The sequence below is a fragment of the Chryseobacterium sp. MDT2-18 genome (genome assembly GCF_030815285.1).
Taxonomy (GTDB): Bacteria; Bacteroidota; Bacteroidia; order Flavobacteriales; family Weeksellaceae; genus Kaistella; species Kaistella salivictor.
This window is the reverse complement of the sequence record NZ_JAUSWQ010000001.1, coordinates 104,830-122,437: the sequence shown is the minus strand read 5'-3', so window position 1 is coordinate 122,437 and position 17,608 is coordinate 104,830. Positions and strand designations below refer to the sequence as shown.

The window sequence follows — 17,608 nt, the reverse complement described above, 5'->3', positions numbered from 1 at the left end:
ATATTATTAATTTAAATCTGATAATATGACTAATAAGCAAACAAAATGCATAAATCACCTATCTGCCAAATATACATTCATTTTTATGAGTTAAATAATTCGGAATTAAACTCAGGCAAATAAAAAGCATCTTCCGGAAAGGAAGATGCGCAAAAAGATTTCTTGCTCACTAATGCTATTTAGTATAATTCTCAAAGAACAACGGAATACTTTCAATTCCTTTATAGAAATTAAACAAGCCGTAATGCTCATTTGGCGAGTGAATCGCATCGGAATCTAAACCAAATCCCATCAACACGGATTTTGCTCCCAGAACCTGTTCGAACATCGCAGTGATAGGAATACTTCCACCACTTCTGTACGGAAGAACTTCTTTTCCGAAAGCTGTTTCCATGGCTGTTTTCGCCGCTCTGAATTCTTTGGTATCACTTGGCAAAACATAAGGCATCCCGCCGTGGTGCGGATTTACTTTAACTTTAACATTGGCTGGCGCAATTTTTTCAAAATATTTTGTGAATTTTTCCGTGATTTCTTCCGGCGTTTGATAAGGAACCAATCTCATTGAAATTTTAGCAAAAGCTTTCGAAGGAATAACTGTTTTCGCACCTTCACCGGTATACCCGCCCCAAATTCCGTTGCAGTCTAAGGTCGGACGTATCGAAGTTCTTTCTAAAGTCGTATACCCTTTCTCCCCTTCTACTCCATTCAAACCGATTGATTTTTTGAAATGTTCCTGATCGTCTTTTAACTTGTTCATTTCAGCTCTTTCTTCATCAGAAACAGTTTCTACATTATCGTAAAACCCGTCAATGGTGATATGTCCGTTTTCATCAATTAAATTGGCAATCATTCTCGACAGAACGTGAATCGGATTGGGAACCGCTCCTCCGTAAAGACCGGAGTGTAAATCCCTATTTGGGCCTTCCACTTCAACTTCTACATAACTTAAACCTCTCAAACCGGTGGTTACCGTTGGTTGTTCGTTGGAATAAATATGGGTATCGGAAATTAAAATAACATCACACGCTAATTTTTCTTTATTTTCATTCACAAAATCCTCCAGACTTTTTGAGCCGACTTCCTCTTCGCCTTCAAAAATAAATTTCACGTTACATGGCAAAGTATCGGTTTTCATCATTGCTTCAAAAGCTTTGATGTGCATGAAAAACTGACCTTTATCATCGGCAGAACCTCGTGCGAAAATGGCACCTTCAGGGTGAATTTCAGTTTTTTCAATATAAGGTTCAAACGGTGGTTTGGTCCACAACTCCAGTGGATCTGGCGGCTGTACATCGTAATGGCCGTAAACCAAAACCGTTGGTAAATTTTTATCGAGGAATTTCTGACCAAAAACAATAGGATATCCTTTGGTCGCACAAACTTCTACATCATCTGCTCCGGCATCTTTCAAGAATTTGGCCACTTCATCAGCACATTTCAGAACTTCCTCTTTATAAGCAGGATCCGCACTGATAGAAGCTATTTTTAACAATTCAAAAAGTTCGTCAACATAACGCTGTTTATTTTCCTGAATGTAATTTAAGGTTTCTTGCATTTTATTTTAATTAAAATTATTGAATATCGAACTTTGTAAAAATAAAAAAAATGTCCCGCCGAAGCAAGACATTTTCTAATATGTTTTAAATACTTATTTCTTCTCCGCAGAATCAGCACTGTCTTTTTTAACGGTAACTGCCGGCTGAACTGTAACTTTCGTACTGTCTGAAGTCATCATTTCGGCAGCTTTTTTAGCGTCTGCCGCCTGCACCGCCGCTGTTGCTTCATCGCTCATCACATCATCGCTGTATCTTTCGACACCGTCCTGCATTTTCAAAACTCCTTTATTTCCTCCTGCCGGAACTTTTTTACAACTGATGGCGAAACCTGCGATTGCAACGACTAAAATAATTTTTTTCATATCTACTTGATGATAATTAGGAATTTTTAAAATTTTCAATGCCCCAAAAGTAAGAAATATTAATATTTACCACAAGGTTTTCGATGAATTCTAAACACTTCTTAAAATAATTTTATTTTTCTGGGTTTGAGTAAAAATTAAATAGCCGGTTCCACCATCCTTAATTTTATACTTCTTCTTGATTTCATCTGGTGTTAATGGATAATTCTTTGAAATAATATTGAATTTTTCTCCTTTCTTAATTTCTTTAGAATCAATGATTTCAACCTTTAAAATTCTGCCCGGGAAACTTTCCACCAATTCATCGGAAGTATAAAAATGCGTATTGGGATGAAGTTTTTTTAAAGCAAATTTTTCCGAAACACTATTAAAACCACCCGATTTCAACACGGCATTATTGGGAATATATAAATACTGAAGGGGTTCTGAATATTCTGAAACTGCAGATCGCTCTTCTTTATAATGAAACGAAAACACATTTTCTTCACTTTCAAGATTGATTGCAGTAATCCTGGTTTCCTCTTTTTCTTTATTTGAATTAATGAAAACCAGCAATTCCTTCACTTCATTTCTCACTGCGATAATCTGAATTTCGGCAATATTCTTTATCACCGAAACCAAATAAGAAACATCGATAAGTGGAGAAAGTTTAATGATAATCTGATCAGAAATTTTCAACAATTCATCTTGAATTTCCAGAAGATTGGGAGACAAATCTTCGAGTAGGAATTTTTTGTTTTTTTCGGAATCTCGTCTGGCAGGATCGAGATAAATCAAATCAAATTTTTCTTTATTTTCAGCCAAAAAATGTTCTAAATTTTCATTAATAAAGTCTGCTTTTCTCCCGAAAATCCCCCAGTTATGTTTTACAATTTCCAATAATTCAGAATTCTGCTCGACCAATGTAACTTCTTCAAAATTTTTGGATAAAAAATAAGCGTCAATTCCAAAGCCTGAAGTCAAATCAACAAAACTTTTTCCACTTAAATTTTTAGCTTTAAATTCAGCAGTTGCCTGCGAAGAAGCCTGTTCCAGATTTAAGTTGGGCGGGAAAATAATTCCGTCTTTCAATAAGTAAGGAAACTTTTTCTGAGCCACTTTTTTGCCTTTGATCTGCTGCACTATTTCCTGCATCGAAACTTCCGGAAAAGGCGATTTTTTCAATAACAAAGAATGCAAATCCGTTTTTAGATTTGCATTGATAAATTCCTGAACTTTTGCGTCTAATATTTTATGTCCCACGTATTTAATTTAAAATTAAATGCCACGAATGCACGAATTAATTTAATATCGGAATCTGTAACCAGGTACAATTTGAAACCATAAATAATTCGTTTATTTGTAGCAATCTATAAAACAATTCTTTTATAATTCAGTTTTTCTTCGCCAAAATTCACAATCAAAGCTAATCTGTTTTCAGAAACTTTTAAGTAATTGATAGCCTGAGACAAATCAACATCAGCAATTTCTTTTTTCCCTTTAATTTCTAAAATAATTTTATCAAAAACAACAAAATCGGCGTAAAACAGATGCGGCAAAACAATTCCCTTGTAAACAACCTCATATTTTTTTTCCCTCACATAATCAATTCCTGCATTCCTAAACTCAATTTCCAGCGCGTCTTTATAAACTATTTCTGAAAAACCAAAACCTAAATAATTATGGATTTCCATGCAGATTCCAATAATTTCGTATGATTCTTCTTTATTAATAATTGCCATAAAACTGATTTTAGAAGCCAAATTAGTGAATTCGTGGCAAAAAACTATTCAAACATTTCTGCCAGACGAACTGCTTTAATTTCACCTGACGAATACATTTCTGCCGCAGATTTCGTCTTCTCTAATTTCGGATAAAGATTAACGCCGATAATTTTAATTTTCCCTTCTTCTACCCAATTCTGTTCTTTAATTGCTTGCTCAAAAATTTGTTTTTGAATCGAACCATTTTTCAAAAGCTCACAATAACCGCCATCATTTTCAATTTGCAGGAACATATGCCAGGATTTTTCCGCGAATTGCTGCGTTAAATTTTCGATATAATAACTCCCGTTTCCTGCGTCTTCAAAAACATTGATAATGCTTTCATAGGCTAAAACAATTTGTTGTTTAAATGAAATTTCCTCGGAAACCGAATCGGATTTTTCTAACTGATAATCATTACTGAAAACTGCATCTGCTCCGCCAATCATCGCCGCAGAAAGCTCCAATGTGGAACGGATCAGATTATTTTCAGCATCGTTTTTGGATTTATTCCGCAAAGATGTTTCCGCAAAAATATAGGGAATTTCATCTAAATCAAATTCTTTTGAAAATTGATTGAAAAGCAATTTAAGTGCTCTGATTTTAGCAATTTCAAAGAAATAGTTTCCACCAACAGCGACTCTAAAAATAATTTTATTTAAAATTTGCAAACCGAAAATCTCTGTCAGTTCTGTTGTTTTTGCCAGCGCGATTGCCAGTTGCTGAACGATTGTGGCACCTGCATTTTGATGCAGAGAAACATTAATGCAAATATTTCTCTCGAAATCTTTTGCTAGAAGTTCTTTCACCAGTTGCTGATTTAATCCGCCCTTTTGATCGTCAGAAAACACATCGATTAATGAAAAATAACGGTTGCTCTCCTCCAGGGAAATATGTTCTGCCAAATCTTTATTGTTAACAAAAATCACTTTCTCCTGAAGGTTTTCGACATTATCATTTAAAAGAAAAGCGAAAATATTTTCCTCTGAACTTTCGTGGTAAGGGGAAACAAGATGGGTAGATTCTTCCACTTTCGGAAGATTGCTTAACGGTTTCGCGACAGAATCGTAATAAGGCTTAACGGTAATTCCCTCGAGGTTTTCTTTGGATAAAATCTCATAGATATTTTCTGTTTTCAGTTGTTTCTGAACAACAGATTCCCAGTCTTGAAGTGAAGTTTTTTTAAACATATTTTTGATGGTTTCAAAAGTTGGTTTTTATCTAATGAGTTATCTGTTAACTGCTTTCGTACTGTCTACAACCAAAATAAAAATTTCTTCATTTGGTTTTTTCATGAAATAATTTTCGCGGGCATATTTCTCTTTTTCTTCTTTATCATTCATCAATTTTTTATAAAACTCGTCATTTTTATGATATTCTCTTTGATAATATGCGAGCTGACTTTCGTAGCGGCTCACTTCACCATTCAGTTCATTGATGACTAAAAAAGAAGTACTGTCAAAGAAAATCATCCACACCAAAAAAAGAAAAACAGTCACGAAATATTTATTCACAAAATATTTCCGGATGAATTTTAACTTTGCCGATTTCGGTTTGATTTCTTTAATTAAGTCTTCCATTTTAATGTGTTTTTTTCAGCGTATTATTGATGACAGTAGAGAGAAAGTCGATGGCAACGGTATTTTGTCTCATATTGGGAATAATTAAATCCGCTTCATTTTTCGACGGTTCTATAAATTCCTGATGCATGGGTTTCAATGTGGTTTGATACCGGTGCAAAACCTCCTGCAAATCGCGGCCCCGTTCCTGCGTATCACGACGGATTCTGCGGATCAGTCTTTCATCGGAATCGGCATGTACAAAGACTTTCAGATTATATTCTTTTAAAAGTTCAGAATTGGTCAATACCAAAATCCCCTCTACAATCAAAACATTTCTGGGATCGATAGACACATGATCTCCCGTTCTGGAATGTGTTACAAAGGAATACAAAGGCTGCTCAATCGTTTCCCCGTTTTTCAGTGCTTTTACATGTTTGATAAGCAGATCAAAATCGATGGATTTGGGATGGTCATAATTCAAAACCTCTCTTTCCGACAGGGTAAGATTCGGATTATCATGGTAATAATTATCCTGAGAGAGCACATTCACTCCTTCGATATTCAGTTGTTGAAGAATTTTATTGACTACAGTTGTTTTTCCTGATCCGGTTCCTCCTGCAATTCCGATTACGAGCATATTTTTTGTTTTTACAAATATAAGATTTTGCCGTAAATTACTTTGCTAAAACTGTATCTAAATTATGACCGCACTGCATTTATACTTTTCGCTCGATATTGAGAAGGTAATAAATCACCGCAACCACGCGTGCTATAAATTCCCGGGACTGATTCCTGTAATAACTGTTATTGGTCAAAACATCCTGTGCATCAAAGCCAAGCGCATTCATTCCGCTGTTTCTGGCGTAGAATAAAGCACGCAGATTATGAAAACCCTGGGAAACAATAATGACCTCTTTTTGATGATAAACCTCCATGCAGTTTTTAATGCTGGTTTGGGTTTTATAACCTTTCGGATCTTCAGTGATAATATTTTCCGGGACACCTTCCTGATAAATCAGGTAATTTTTCATGGCCGCAGGTTCATCATAACCTTTGCTTTTTTCGCCGCTTACAATGATTTTTTTTATTTTTCCGTGATGGTACAGAAGTGCGGTTGCATCCATCCTCGCTGTAAAATAAGGATTGGAAACTCCGGATTTCATTCTCGGAGAAGTTCCTAAAACAAGCGCCGTTTCTCTGGGTGGGATTTTCGATATTTTGGTGTAGGTTTTTCCATTCGTTACCGCAAAAACCCAGATATTAGCCAAAAACATAAGTAAAACCCCAATTTCAATGAGGTTAAAAAATGATTTTAATATGTCTAATAATTTCTTCAAAATAGCTACATCAAGTCAAAATTAACTTTAATATTTTTACTTAAAACGATGGACATGCAGGCGAGTATTTTTCCAGATGCTTCCTCTTTTTCGGTCAGATATTCATTTTCTAAAAGCTCAACCTGGCCTTCTTCTAAAACACATTCACAACTGCCGCAAATCCCTGATTTACAGGAATAGGGAACCGGGAATTTCTGAATCAGCAATTGCTGCAACAGCCGCATTTTATTATCTTTTAAAGTCGTTTTATATTCTTTGTTAAAAAGTTTAAAACCGACCTCAATATTTTCCAGTAAAGGAAACTCTTTTTCGACCGGATAAATATCTTCATTAAATTCTTCAAAAAGTTCAAAATGAATATTTTTCTTGCGAATACCGTGTCTGTAACAGGCATTGGCAACCGACTTTATCATTTCGCCTTTGCCACAGATCAGCACTTCATCTACGGCATCCCAAATCGTACTCTCTTCATCGGTATCATCCAACTGCAAAATCTGATTGATAATCAAAGCGACTTTTTTCTCATTCAGCCGTCCTTCAAAAAGGCCGTTACCCACTTTTTCCTGTGAGTAAAAGTAGTGAATTTCCAGCCGATCCGGATGTTGATTCGCCAATTCTTCCAATTCATTTTTAAAAGCGACCTGTTTTTTATTTTTATTTCCGTAGAAAAGGAAAAGACGCGTTCTGGGTTCGGTGTGCAGTATATTTTTGAAATGACTTAAAATCGGTGTAATTCCGATTCCGCCGGCAAAACCTACGATCGTGCGAAATTCATGTGGCTTGGAACTTAATGTAAATCTTCCTCTCGGCTCTGAAACTTCAATAAAATCACCAGTTTTTAAATCTTTAAATAAAGAATTCGCAAAACTTTCTTCGCTGCTTATCTTGATTCCCAACGTTATTTTCTCTTCATAAGGTGCCGAAGTCATTGAAAAGTCCTTCTCTACAACCTTTCCGTTTACGGGAAATTGAAGGGTTACATATTGGCCGGCCTCAAAATGATATTGGGAAGATAATGCTGACGGGATTTCGAATTCGAGCGCAAAGGTACTTTTGGTCAGTTCTTGCTTTTTCGCTAATTTTAGCGGGTGAAATTCTATTGGTCTTGCTTTAGGTAAGAGATTTTCCATAATTATTAAGAATTCAAAAATAATAAAAATAAAATGAAAAAATTGATTTTGGGTGTCGTGTTATGCACTGCACTTTCGGCTTGTAAAAAAGAAGCGAAAGTAAATGAAACGACCGATACAACCGTAACGGACTCTGCCGGCGCAGATCATTCAGCAGCTGCAACGGAAACCGCCTTTCCTTTTAAACATGTTGAATTAAGTGCGGAGGAAAGCACCAAACTGCTGGGCAAAAAAGATAATGATACCTTATATGTAACCAATTTCTTCGCAACCTGGTGTGGTCCGTGTATGAGAGAAATCCCTCATTTTAAAGAAAAAATGGCGGAACTGAAATCGCAGCCGGTTAAATTTACCTTCGTAAGTCTAGATGAAAAAGGCGACTGGGACACGAAAGTGAAAAAGTTTTCAGAGGAGCAAGGTCTGTCGCAAAATGTAGTTTTACTGGACGGATCATTATTAACTCCCGAATTTTTTAAAGCAAACTTTAAAGAATGGGACGGCGGTTCAATTCCTTTCACCTTCATGAGAAAAGGCGATAAAACCGACGAAACCGTTGGAATGATGAGCGCTGAAGCTTTAACTGAAAAGATTAATTCTTTTAAATAATTTCAACCGAAAGTCGCAAAGATTGCTGTAAAACTAAGTAAAATGTATTTTGAAAAGCAGAGGATTTTTATCCTGAACCAGCTTTCAATTCCACATTTCTCTTTTGATAAAAACAGAATTTTTGTGATTTTTTTGTATCTCTAAAAATGTCGGAAAACTTTAAAATCACCGGAATATTCATCATCATCGGAATTCTTATTTCGGTACTTATCAATTTGAATATCGGTTTTATGAATTTAAGTTTTTCAGATTTCCTTTTTTCCGGTTCCGAAAACTCACAGATTGCGCAACTTCGCATCAATCGGGTTTTAGTAATGCTTTTGGCCGGAATTTCCATACCGACTTCGGGATTTTTACTGCAGGAATATTTTCAAAATCCTTTGGCCGGACCATCGGTTTTGGGAATTACTTCTGTGGCGAGCTTGAGTGTTGCTTTTTATATTTTCTTTTCTAAAGATTTTATCTTACCGGAATTTTTGCACAACAGTTTTTTAAGTTTTTCAGCAATTGCCGGGAGTTTATTATTAATGGTAATTCTTTTAGCGTTTTCGGGAAAATTTCAGGATAAATCGTTTCTCATTATTTTCGGCTTTTTAATTTCAGCTTTAGCTGGCGCAGTGGTTTCTATCCTTCAGTTTTATGCTGAAAATCAAAGTCTTAAAAATTATATTCTGTGGAGTTTCGGGGCGAATAACCAGGTTTCTACGAATCAGATTTTAGTTTTAACAATTATCGTAATCATCGGTTTACTGTTAAGTTTTAAAACCATTAAACCATTAATCGGAAATTCTCTGGGAACGGCTTATGCACAAAGTTTGGGCGTCAATTTAAAGCACTTAAAGTTTTTAGTCATTATTTCCTCGTCACTTTTGTCAGCTTCTGTCACAGCGTTTTTAGGTCCTGTTCTATTTATCGGGATTGTGGTTCCGCATTTTTGCAGAATGCTTTTTAATCCTGCGAAACTGTGGCAACAGTGGATTTTAAATATGCTTTTAGGAATATTAATTATGGAATTTTTCTCGATTATATCAGAATCTACGCAATTTCCTTTGAATGTAATTACCTCGTTATTCGGGATACCGGTGATTTTAATGATGATGATGAATAGTAAAAGAGCCAATTCTAAATGATTTAAAATAATCCCACCAATCTTTCATGAAATTAAAAATTACTTTAAAACAAATTATCTTAGCAAATCTTTTATTATTTGTTATAAGTTTTGCGTTTTTAAAATTATCTGATAGTTTCAGATTGACAATTCATTGGATCTACTCATTAGCAAATCTTTGGTGGTTATTTTTTGCATTTCCCTGTACAATGATTTTATCAATAAATAATGTAATTAATTCAGTTTTAAAACGAAATAAAAATCTCAAATATTCATTTTTTAGTTTGCTGCCAATTTTATTATTTACAAGTATTCATATTTATAATTTATGGAAGACAAATTAAAATCTGTGAAATCCGTGAAATCTGTGAGAAATAAATGTTTCTAGAATTAAAAAATACAACAATCGGTTACCAAACTCCTTTAATTAAAGAAGTTAACACTTCTCTGGGCTTAGGTGAAATCTGTCTTTTGATCGGAAACAATGGCGTGGGAAAAACCACTTTAATCAAAAGCATTCTCAATCAAATCGAATTGATAGAAGGCGCTGTTTTAATCAATGAAAAACAAACTCAAACACTTACCTACAAAGAAATTGCCGAGCAGATTGCCGTGGTTTTTTCCAAGTCGCAAATTCCGGCAAATTATACTTTATGGGATTTAATATCTTTCGGGAAATACATTCATTATCCCTATTATTTTGAATTAAACCATACAGACAAACTGGAAATTGAAGAAATCATTGAAAGCCTGAATTTAACGCAATACCGCGACTTTCAGCTAAGTCAGCTGTCGGACGGCAATCTTCAGAAAGCGTTTATCGGAAGAGCTTTAGCGCAAAATTCGCCGATGATTATTTTGGACGAACCTACCACTCATCTGGATGAAGAAAATAAAATCATCATTCTTAAGTTACTGCGGAATTTAGCTAAAACGCAAAACAAACTTATCCTGTTTTCTTCCCACGACTGGCGGCTGGCAAAAGAGTTTGCCGATAAAATATGGCTTATCAGTAACGAAAAACTGCACGCCGGAATTACGGAAGAGATTCTTTTGAAGCATAACGAACTGCTTAATCCTCATATTTTTCATTTCAACGAAGGATTTGTTGCGCCGCAAATTTTCGCTCCGGAATTACACAAAGAAATGCTCTACTCTTTTCTTCAAAAAAACTTCAAAAAAAACCTTTCTGAGTTTAAATTTGTTTTCAGCAATCCTTTCTGGGAGATTTCAACCCATCAAATTCAACAAAAATGCGATTCTTTTGAGGAAATCGCTGAATTTGTTCAAAACCTTCATTAAATCCTTATTTATTCGGTGTTTTCAAAGTACTATGCATGCATAGTATTATGCTTTTCATACCTTTTAACTGACTGATTTCTAGTTATTAACAAAGTTTTAACAGAAAAAATATACTATGCATGCATAATATTATTTATATTTGGATAACCACATTATCTCAATATTATGAACAAAACAAACAATGAAAAGGTTGAGAATATCGATCTTATCTTAAAGTCGACCTGGCTCGCTGTTTCTAAAATGTATTCAGAATTAGCACAGGACCATGATGCCACAGCAGTTCAGGCCTTAACTCTTCTAAAAATTGATCCCAAAGATGGAACCAGAAGTACCAATCTGGGACCTAAAATGGCCATCGAACCTACTTCTTTAACGAGAATTATTAAACTTCTGGAAGATAACGGCTATATCTACAAAGAAAAAACTACCAACGACAAACGCGAAGTCATCATCAAGCTTACCGACAAAGGTCTGAACAGCAGAAATTTATCCAAAGAAGTGGTGGTCAATTTCAACAAAAAAGTAATCGATAAAATCCCTGCTGAAAAAATGGAAATTTTCAAAGAGGTGATGACCGACATTTTGAAAATCGCCAACGAATTAAATAATAAAAAATAAATAGCAATGAAACGAAGAATTAAACACGTAACGGTTCTCGGTTCAGGAATTATGGGTTCCGGTATCGCTGCACACTTTGCCAATATTGGCGTAGAAGTACTATTGCTCGATATCGTTCCTTTTGAACTGACAGAAGCCGAACAGAAAAAAGGTCTTACAAAAGAAGACAAAACCGTACGGAACAGAATTGCAACGGAGAATTTTGTGAAATTACAGAAAGCAAGCCCGGCACTTTTATATTCACCGAAATTTGCCGACAGAATTACCGTTGGAAATTTTGATGATGATTTAGAAAAAATTAAAAAAACCGACTGGATTATTGAGGTTGTAGTTGAAAGACTCGACATTAAAAAATCGGTTTATGAAAAGATTGAACAACACAGAAAACCGGGAACATTGGTTTCTTCCAATACGTCCGGGATTCCGATTCATTTCCTGATTGAAGGAAGAAGCGATGATTTCAAAAAATATTTTGCGGGAACACATTTCTTTAATCCTGTAAGATATTTACCGCTTTTAGAAATTATTCCTACACCGGAAACCGATCCTGAGATCGTTAAATTCTATATGGAATATGGCGCGAAATTCTTAGGAAAAGCTACGGTAGAAGCAAAAGATACTCCAGCATTTATCGCCAACAGAATCGGGGTTTTCTCGATGATGAACCTGCTTCATGAAGTTAAAAATTTAGGCTTAAATGTTTCCGACATCGATAAATTAACCGGTCCGGTAATCGGCCGTCCGAAATCTGCGACGTTCAGAACGGCTGATGTTGTTGGTTTGGATACTTTGGTGATGGTTGCCAATGGCGTTCGTCAAAGCGGAGCCGAAGCCAACGATTTCAACGACGTTTTCAAACTTCCGGATTACATTCAGAAGATGATGGACAACAAATGGTTGGGCTCTAAAACGGAACAGGGTTTCTATAAAAAAGTAAAGAACGCCGAAGGTAAATCTGAAATCCAGGGATTGAATTTAGATACCTTCGAATATGAACTTCAGGGAAAATCGGACTTCCCTACTCTGGAATTAACAAAAAGCATCGATAAACCTATCGACCGTTTCAAAGTTTTGGTTGGTGGCAAAGACAAAGCCGGCGAATTGTACAGAAAATCTTTAGGCGCATTGTTCGCTTATATTTCTCATAAAGTTCCGGAAATTTCGGATGAACTGTACAAAATCGACGATGCCATGCGTGCAGGTTTCGGTTGGGAAAACGGACCGTTCGAAATTTGGGATGCTATTGGAGTTCAAAAAGGAATTGAACTAGCAAAAGAAGCCGGTTATGAAGTTTCTGATTGGGTGAAAAACGTAGAAACGTTCTATAAAGTAAACGAAGATGGTCAAAGTATTTACTTCGATAAAAACTCAGGAAACTATAACAATATTCCAGGTCAGGAATCTTTCATCATTCTTGATAATATCAGAAAAAACAAAACCCTTTGGAGTAATTCCGGATCCTCAATTCAGGATTTGGGCGATGGAATTATCAACTTTGAAATCCATTCTAAAATGAACTCTTTAGGAGGCGAAGTTTTAGATGGTTTGAACAGAGCCATCGACTTAGCCGAAAAAGATTATGATGGTTTGGTGATCGGAAATCAAGGTGCCAATTTCTCCGTCGGAGCGAATTTAGCCATGATTTTAATGATGGCGATCGATCAGGATTGGGATGATTTGAATATGGCCATTGCCTATTTCCAAAAATCAATGATGCGCGTTCGTTACTCTTCAATTCCTGTCGTTGTTGCGCCCCACGGAATGACTTTAGGCGGAGGTTGCGAAATGACAATGCACGCCGATCGAGTTGTTGCCGCAGCAGAAACGTATATCGGATTGGTAGAAACCGGAGTTGGTGTAATTCCTGGCGGTGGTGGTACCAAAGAAATGGCGTTGAGGGTTTCCCGCGAATTCCATGCTGATGATGTAAAAAACAACAGACTTCGGGATATGTTCATGAACATCGCGATGGGTAAAGTGGCCACTTCAGCTTATGAAGCGTATGATATGGGGATTCTTGAAAACCATAAAGATATCGTGGTCGTGAATAAAAACCGTCAGATCGCTGAAGCGAAAAAAGTGGCAAAACTAACCGCAGAATTGGGTTACACGCAACCGATCCAGCAAAAAGTAAAAGTTTTGGGCCGTGACGCATTGGGAATGTTCTTAGTAGGAACCGATCAGATGCTCACCGGAAAATATATTTCTGAACACGATAAACTGATCGCTGACAAATTAGCCAACGTTTTAGTGGGTGGAAATCTATCAGAACCAACCGTTGTTACCGAACAGTATTTATTAAATCTTGAAAGAGAAACCTTCTTACAATTATGTGGAGAAAGAAAAACTTTGGAAAGAATTCAATTCATGTTGACGAAAGGAAAACCGTTGAGAAATTAATTTTCAATTCCTCCGCCACGAAGTGGCAAGATCATAAGCATTGGGTGAAGCCCAATGAAATTAAAAAGTTTTTTTTGAAGCTACGAAGTAGCGTAATCAAATTTAAAAAAATTAAAAAATGTCAAAACAAGCATACATAATTAAAGGATTTAGAACTGCCGTTGGTAAAGCGCCAAAAGGAAGTTTAAGATTTACAAGACCCGATGTCATGGCAGCAACCGTTATCGAAAAATTAATGGCTGCCGTTCCGCAACTCGATAAAAACAGAATCGACGATCTCATCGTTGGAAACGCAATGCCGGAAGCCGAACAGGGCTTAAATGTTGCCCGTTTAATTTCATTAATGGGATTAAACACCGATCAGGTTCCCGGCGTGACGGTGAACAGATATTGCGCTTCAGGATCTGAGGCGATTGCAATTGCCTCTGCAAAAATTCAGGCAGGAATGGCCGACTGTATCATCGCAGGCGGAACAGAATCAATGTCCTACATTCCGATGGGTGGTTACAAACCCGTGCCGGAAAGCGATATGGCAAAATCCAATCCCGATTATTATTGGGGAATGGGTTATACTGCCGAAGAAGTGGCGAATCAGTTTAAAATCTCCCGTGAAGAACAGGATCAGTTTGCTTTTGAATCTCATCAAAAAGCATTGAAAGCAAATGAAACTGGTAGATTTAAAGATCAGATCGTTCCTATTCCGGTAGAATACAATTATCTGGATGAAAACCAAAAAATGCAGACCAGGAAATACGATTTCACGGTCGATGAAGGGCCGAGAAAAGATACGAGTCTGGAAGGTTTGGCAAAATTACGTCCGGTCTTTGCCAACGGCGGATCTGTAACGGCAGGAAACTCTTCTCAGATGAGCGACGGTGCCGCATTCGTAATTGTAATGTCAGAGGAAATGGTGAAAGAACTGGGTCTGGAACCGGAAGCAAGATTAGTGGCTTATGCAGCCGCAGGCTTAGAACCGAGAATCATGGGAATGGGTCCATTGTACGCCGTTCCAAAAGCATTAAAACAGGCAGGTTTAGAATTAAAAGACATCGACCTCATCGAATTGAATGAAGCCTTTGCTTCTCAATCAGTGGCTCTGAAAAAAGAACTCAATCTGAATCCGCATATCCTAAACGTCAACGGCGGCGCCATCGCGCTCGGACATCCACTCGGGTGTACCGGAACAAAACTAACCGTTCAACTCCTCGATGAAATGCGCAAACGCGGCAACATGAAATACGGAATGGTAACCATGTGCGTAGGAACCGGACAGGGAGCGGCTTCGATCTTTGAAATTCTTTAAGTAGACGGATAGATAATAGATGGATAGATAATAGACGGATAGATGATAGATGGATAGATGGATAGATGATAGATTAAAACTTTAAAAAATTTAATTATGAGTGATTTTAAAAGACACAATTTTAAGAAGTTGAAAATTTGGCAAATGGGGATGGAGATCGCAAAAGACGTTTCAGATATTACTGTTTCCTTTCCTTCCTTTGAAAATTTTGGTATGCGGGGTCAAATGGATAGATGCTCTGTCTCGATTCCATCAAATATTGCAGAAGGTTCAAGTAGGACAAATAAATCTTTCAGTCATTATTTAGACATCTCATTAGGTTCCTCATTCGAATTGCAGACTCAACTGTTATTGGCAAATTATAAAAAATATGTTTCAGATGAAAGCACTGCTGTAATTGAGTCTAAAATAGAGGAATTTCAACGGGCAACAATAGTATTTCAAAATACATTAAATCAATAAAAAAGACAAAAAGAAAATAGACGAATAGATAATAGACAAAACAATCAAAATCTATTATCTATCAGTCTATCATCTATTATCTCTAAAAAAAACAAAACAATGAGCGATACAAAAACAACATTAAAAGGCGGCGAATTCATCATCAAAGATATTCCTGCAGCAGAATTATTCAGTCTTGAAGAACTGAACGACGAACAAAAAATGCTTCGTGAATCCCTTCATGAATTTATGGAAAGAGAAGTCATTCCAAACAGAGAACGTTTTGAGCAGAAAGATTATGCTTTGACAGAAGCAACAATGCGCAAACTGGGCGAACTGGGAACGCTGGGAATCGCAGTTCCCGAGTCTTACGGCGGCCTTGGAATGGGCTTCGTGAGCACCATGCTGGCGTGTGACGTTGTTTCCGGCGCCAATGGTTCTCTCGCTACAGCGTACGGCGCACATACCGGAATCGGAACCCTTCCTATCCTTCTTTACGGAACGGAAGAGCAAAAACAAAAATACCTTCCCGCTTTAGCAACGGGTGAAAAATTCGGAGCCTATTGCCTGACCGAACCCGATGCAGGTTCCGATGCCAACTCCGGAAAAACACGAGCAGTCCTGTCCGAAGACGGAAAACATTACATCATCAACGGACAGAAAATGTGGATTTCCAATGCGGGTTTTGCCGATACTTTCACTCTGTTTGCACGGATTGAAGATGATAAAAACATCACCGGTTTCGTGATCAACCGTTCAGAACTGGAAGATCCAAACAGCATGACTTTCGGTGAAGAAGAGCACAAATTGGGGATCCGCTCCTCTTCTACCCGTCAGGTTTTCTTTAATGATATGAAGATTCCGGTTGGAAATCTTTTAGGCGAAAGAAACAACGGTTTCAAAATCGCATTAAATGCATTGAACGCCGGCCGTATCAAATTAGCAGCTGCAAACGTAGACGGACAAAGAAGAATCACCTCGCTTGCCATTAATTATGCGAACGAAAGAAAACAGTTCGGTGTTTCTATTTCAACTTTCGGGGCGATCCGTAAGAAGATTGCAGAAATGTCAACAGGAATATTTGTTTCTGAATCCGGCGCGTACAGAGCAGCAAAAAATGTAGAAGATAAAATTGAAGAATTGGTTACTGGCGGAATGTCACCCGAAAACGCAGAAATGAATGCTTTGGCAGAATATGCGGTTGAATGTTCAATTTTGAAAGTGTACGTTTCCGATTTAACGCAACACATCGCCGATGAAGGAATCCAGATTTACGGCGGCATGGGATTCTCGGAAGACGCTCCAATGGAAGCCGCCTGGAGAGATTCCAGAATAGGCAGAATCTACGAAGGGACCAACGAAATCAACCGCTTGTTAGCCGTAGGAATGCTGATCAAGAAAACCATGAAAGGCGAACTGGATCTGTTGAAACCAGCCATGGCCATCGGAAAAGAACTGATGGGAATTCCCTCATTTGAAGTTCCGTATTATTCAGAATATATGTCTGAAGAAAGAGCGATCCTTCACAACCTGAAGAAAGTATTCTTAATGGTTGCCGGAGCCGCGCTTCAGAAATACATGATGGATATTGAGAAACAACAACATTTATTATTGAATGCCTCTGAAATTCTGAACCAGATCTATATGGCAGAATCTGCAGTTTTAAGAGCAGAAAAACATTTCGACACCGATTCTGTTCAGGCAGCAATGGCGAGACTCAACCTTTACAAAGCCGTGGAAGCCATTACCACCGCAGCGAAAGAAGGAATCGTCTCCTTTGCAGAAGGCGACGAACAGCGCATGATGCTTTCCGGTTTAAGAAGATTTACCAAATACACCAATATGCCAAATGTGGTCGCACTTACCGAAAAAGTAGCTGCTCATTTCGTGGAAAAAGGATCTTACTAGCAATAGTTTGATATGTGGTTTGAACGCTCTGAGAAATCGGGGCGTTCTTTTTTATTTTTAATTAAAGAAAATCAATAATGAATTTTAAATCTGAAGTATTGAATTTACAACAAATAAAAAGTCCTTTTTGATGATTTATAGGAAATTATTCCTATTTTAGCGAAGCAACAATGGATGATGATAACCATACCTATACGGCCAGATTTGGGCGGCTTTGTATGATTGGGTCATAC

General features: G+C 37.1%; 17 protein-coding genes. 8 read left to right on the top strand and 9 right to left on the bottom strand.

What is annotated here, in order from left to right; all coding sequences use genetic code 11:
* Positions 1-175: 175 nt before the first annotated feature.
* The 9 genes from QF004_RS00575 to QF004_RS00535 form a co-directional block, all read right to left on the bottom strand.
* The gene (locus tag QF004_RS00575) at positions 176-1,555 is read right to left on the bottom strand and encodes a dipeptidase (RefSeq protein ID WP_307421811.1); all 1,380 of its coding nucleotides are present in this window, start codon (positions 1,553-1,555) and stop codon (positions 176-178) included.
* A gap of 93 nt (positions 1,556-1,648) precedes the next feature.
* On the bottom strand, positions 1,649-1,918 hold the full coding sequence (locus tag QF004_RS00570; protein WP_307421809.1) for a hypothetical protein: 270 nt from the start codon (positions 1,916-1,918) through the stop codon (positions 1,649-1,651).
* Positions 1,919-2,008: 90 nt separating this feature from the next.
* The gene (locus QF004_RS00565; protein WP_307421808.1) at positions 2,009-3,160 is read right to left on the bottom strand and encodes a class I SAM-dependent methyltransferase; all 1,152 of its coding nucleotides are present in this window, start codon (positions 3,158-3,160) and stop codon (positions 2,009-2,011) included.
* A 107-nt stretch (positions 3,161-3,267) separates the two neighbouring features.
* The gene (locus QF004_RS00560) at positions 3,268-3,639 is read right to left on the bottom strand and encodes a GxxExxY protein (RefSeq protein ID WP_307421806.1); all 372 of its coding nucleotides are present in this window, start codon (positions 3,637-3,639) and stop codon (positions 3,268-3,270) included.
* Between the two features lie 44 nt (positions 3,640-3,683).
* A complete protein-coding gene (locus QF004_RS00555) occupies positions 3,684-4,850 on the bottom strand; it encodes a methylmalonyl-CoA mutase family protein (protein WP_307421804.1) in 1,167 nt (388 codons plus the stop codon).
* Positions 4,851-4,889: 39 nt separating this feature from the next.
* Positions 4,890-5,240, bottom strand: coding sequence for a septum formation initiator family protein (locus QF004_RS00550; protein WP_133440405.1), 351 nt, complete (start codon positions 5,238-5,240; stop codon positions 4,890-4,892).
* A gap of 1 nt (position 5,241) precedes the next feature.
* Positions 5,242-5,859, bottom strand: coding sequence for a uridine kinase (udk, locus tag QF004_RS00545; protein ID WP_133440404.1), 618 nt, complete (start codon positions 5,857-5,859; stop codon positions 5,242-5,244).
* A 79-nt stretch (positions 5,860-5,938) separates the two neighbouring features.
* Complete coding sequence (locus QF004_RS00540; protein WP_307421800.1) at positions 5,939-6,496, bottom strand: vancomycin high temperature exclusion protein; 558 nt, start codon at positions 6,494-6,496, stop codon at positions 5,939-5,941.
* Between the two features lie 68 nt (positions 6,497-6,564).
* On the bottom strand, positions 6,565-7,689 hold the full coding sequence (locus tag QF004_RS00535) for a ferredoxin--NADP reductase (protein WP_133440403.1): 1,125 nt from the start codon (positions 7,687-7,689) through the stop codon (positions 6,565-6,567).
* Positions 7,690-7,722: 33 nt separating this feature from the next.
* On the opposite strand from QF004_RS00535, the gene QF004_RS00530 reads away from it, so the two are divergent.
* The 8 genes from QF004_RS00530 (at position 7,723) to QF004_RS00495 (ending at position 17,375) form a co-directional block, all read left to right on the top strand.
* Entirely contained in the window at positions 7,723-8,295 is a 573-nt protein-coding gene (locus tag QF004_RS00530; RefSeq protein WP_133440402.1) for a TlpA disulfide reductase family protein, read from the top strand.
* Positions 8,296-8,441: 146 nt separating this feature from the next.
* Positions 8,442-9,425 carry an iron ABC transporter permease gene (locus QF004_RS00525; protein ID WP_307421797.1) on the top strand — a complete coding sequence of 328 codons (984 nt, stop codon included), beginning with the start codon at positions 8,442-8,444 and terminating at the stop codon, positions 9,423-9,425.
* A gap of 356 nt (positions 9,426-9,781) precedes the next feature.
* Entirely contained in the window at positions 9,782-10,705 is a 924-nt protein-coding gene (locus QF004_RS00520) for an ABC transporter ATP-binding protein (RefSeq protein ID WP_133440400.1), read from the top strand.
* Between the two features lie 165 nt (positions 10,706-10,870).
* Complete coding sequence (locus QF004_RS00515; protein WP_133440399.1) at positions 10,871-11,323, top strand: MarR family winged helix-turn-helix transcriptional regulator; 453 nt, start codon at positions 10,871-10,873, stop codon at positions 11,321-11,323.
* A 6-nt stretch (positions 11,324-11,329) separates the two neighbouring features.
* Positions 11,330-13,723, top strand: a complete 2,394-nt coding sequence (locus QF004_RS00510; protein WP_307421794.1) for a 3-hydroxyacyl-CoA dehydrogenase/enoyl-CoA hydratase family protein — start codon at positions 11,330-11,332, stop codon at positions 13,721-13,723.
* A 118-nt stretch (positions 13,724-13,841) separates the two neighbouring features.
* The gene (locus QF004_RS00505; RefSeq protein ID WP_307421792.1) at positions 13,842-15,026 is read left to right on the top strand and encodes an acetyl-CoA C-acyltransferase; all 1,185 of its coding nucleotides are present in this window, start codon (positions 13,842-13,844) and stop codon (positions 15,024-15,026) included.
* A 96-nt stretch (positions 15,027-15,122) separates the two neighbouring features.
* Positions 15,123-15,488 carry a four helix bundle protein gene (locus QF004_RS00500; RefSeq protein WP_307421790.1) on the top strand — a complete coding sequence of 122 codons (366 nt, stop codon included), beginning with the start codon at positions 15,123-15,125 and terminating at the stop codon, positions 15,486-15,488.
* Between the two features lie 99 nt (positions 15,489-15,587).
* The gene (locus tag QF004_RS00495) at positions 15,588-17,375 is read left to right on the top strand and encodes an acyl-CoA dehydrogenase family protein (RefSeq protein ID WP_307421788.1); all 1,788 of its coding nucleotides are present in this window, start codon (positions 15,588-15,590) and stop codon (positions 17,373-17,375) included.
* Positions 17,376-17,608: the final 233 nt, after the last annotated feature.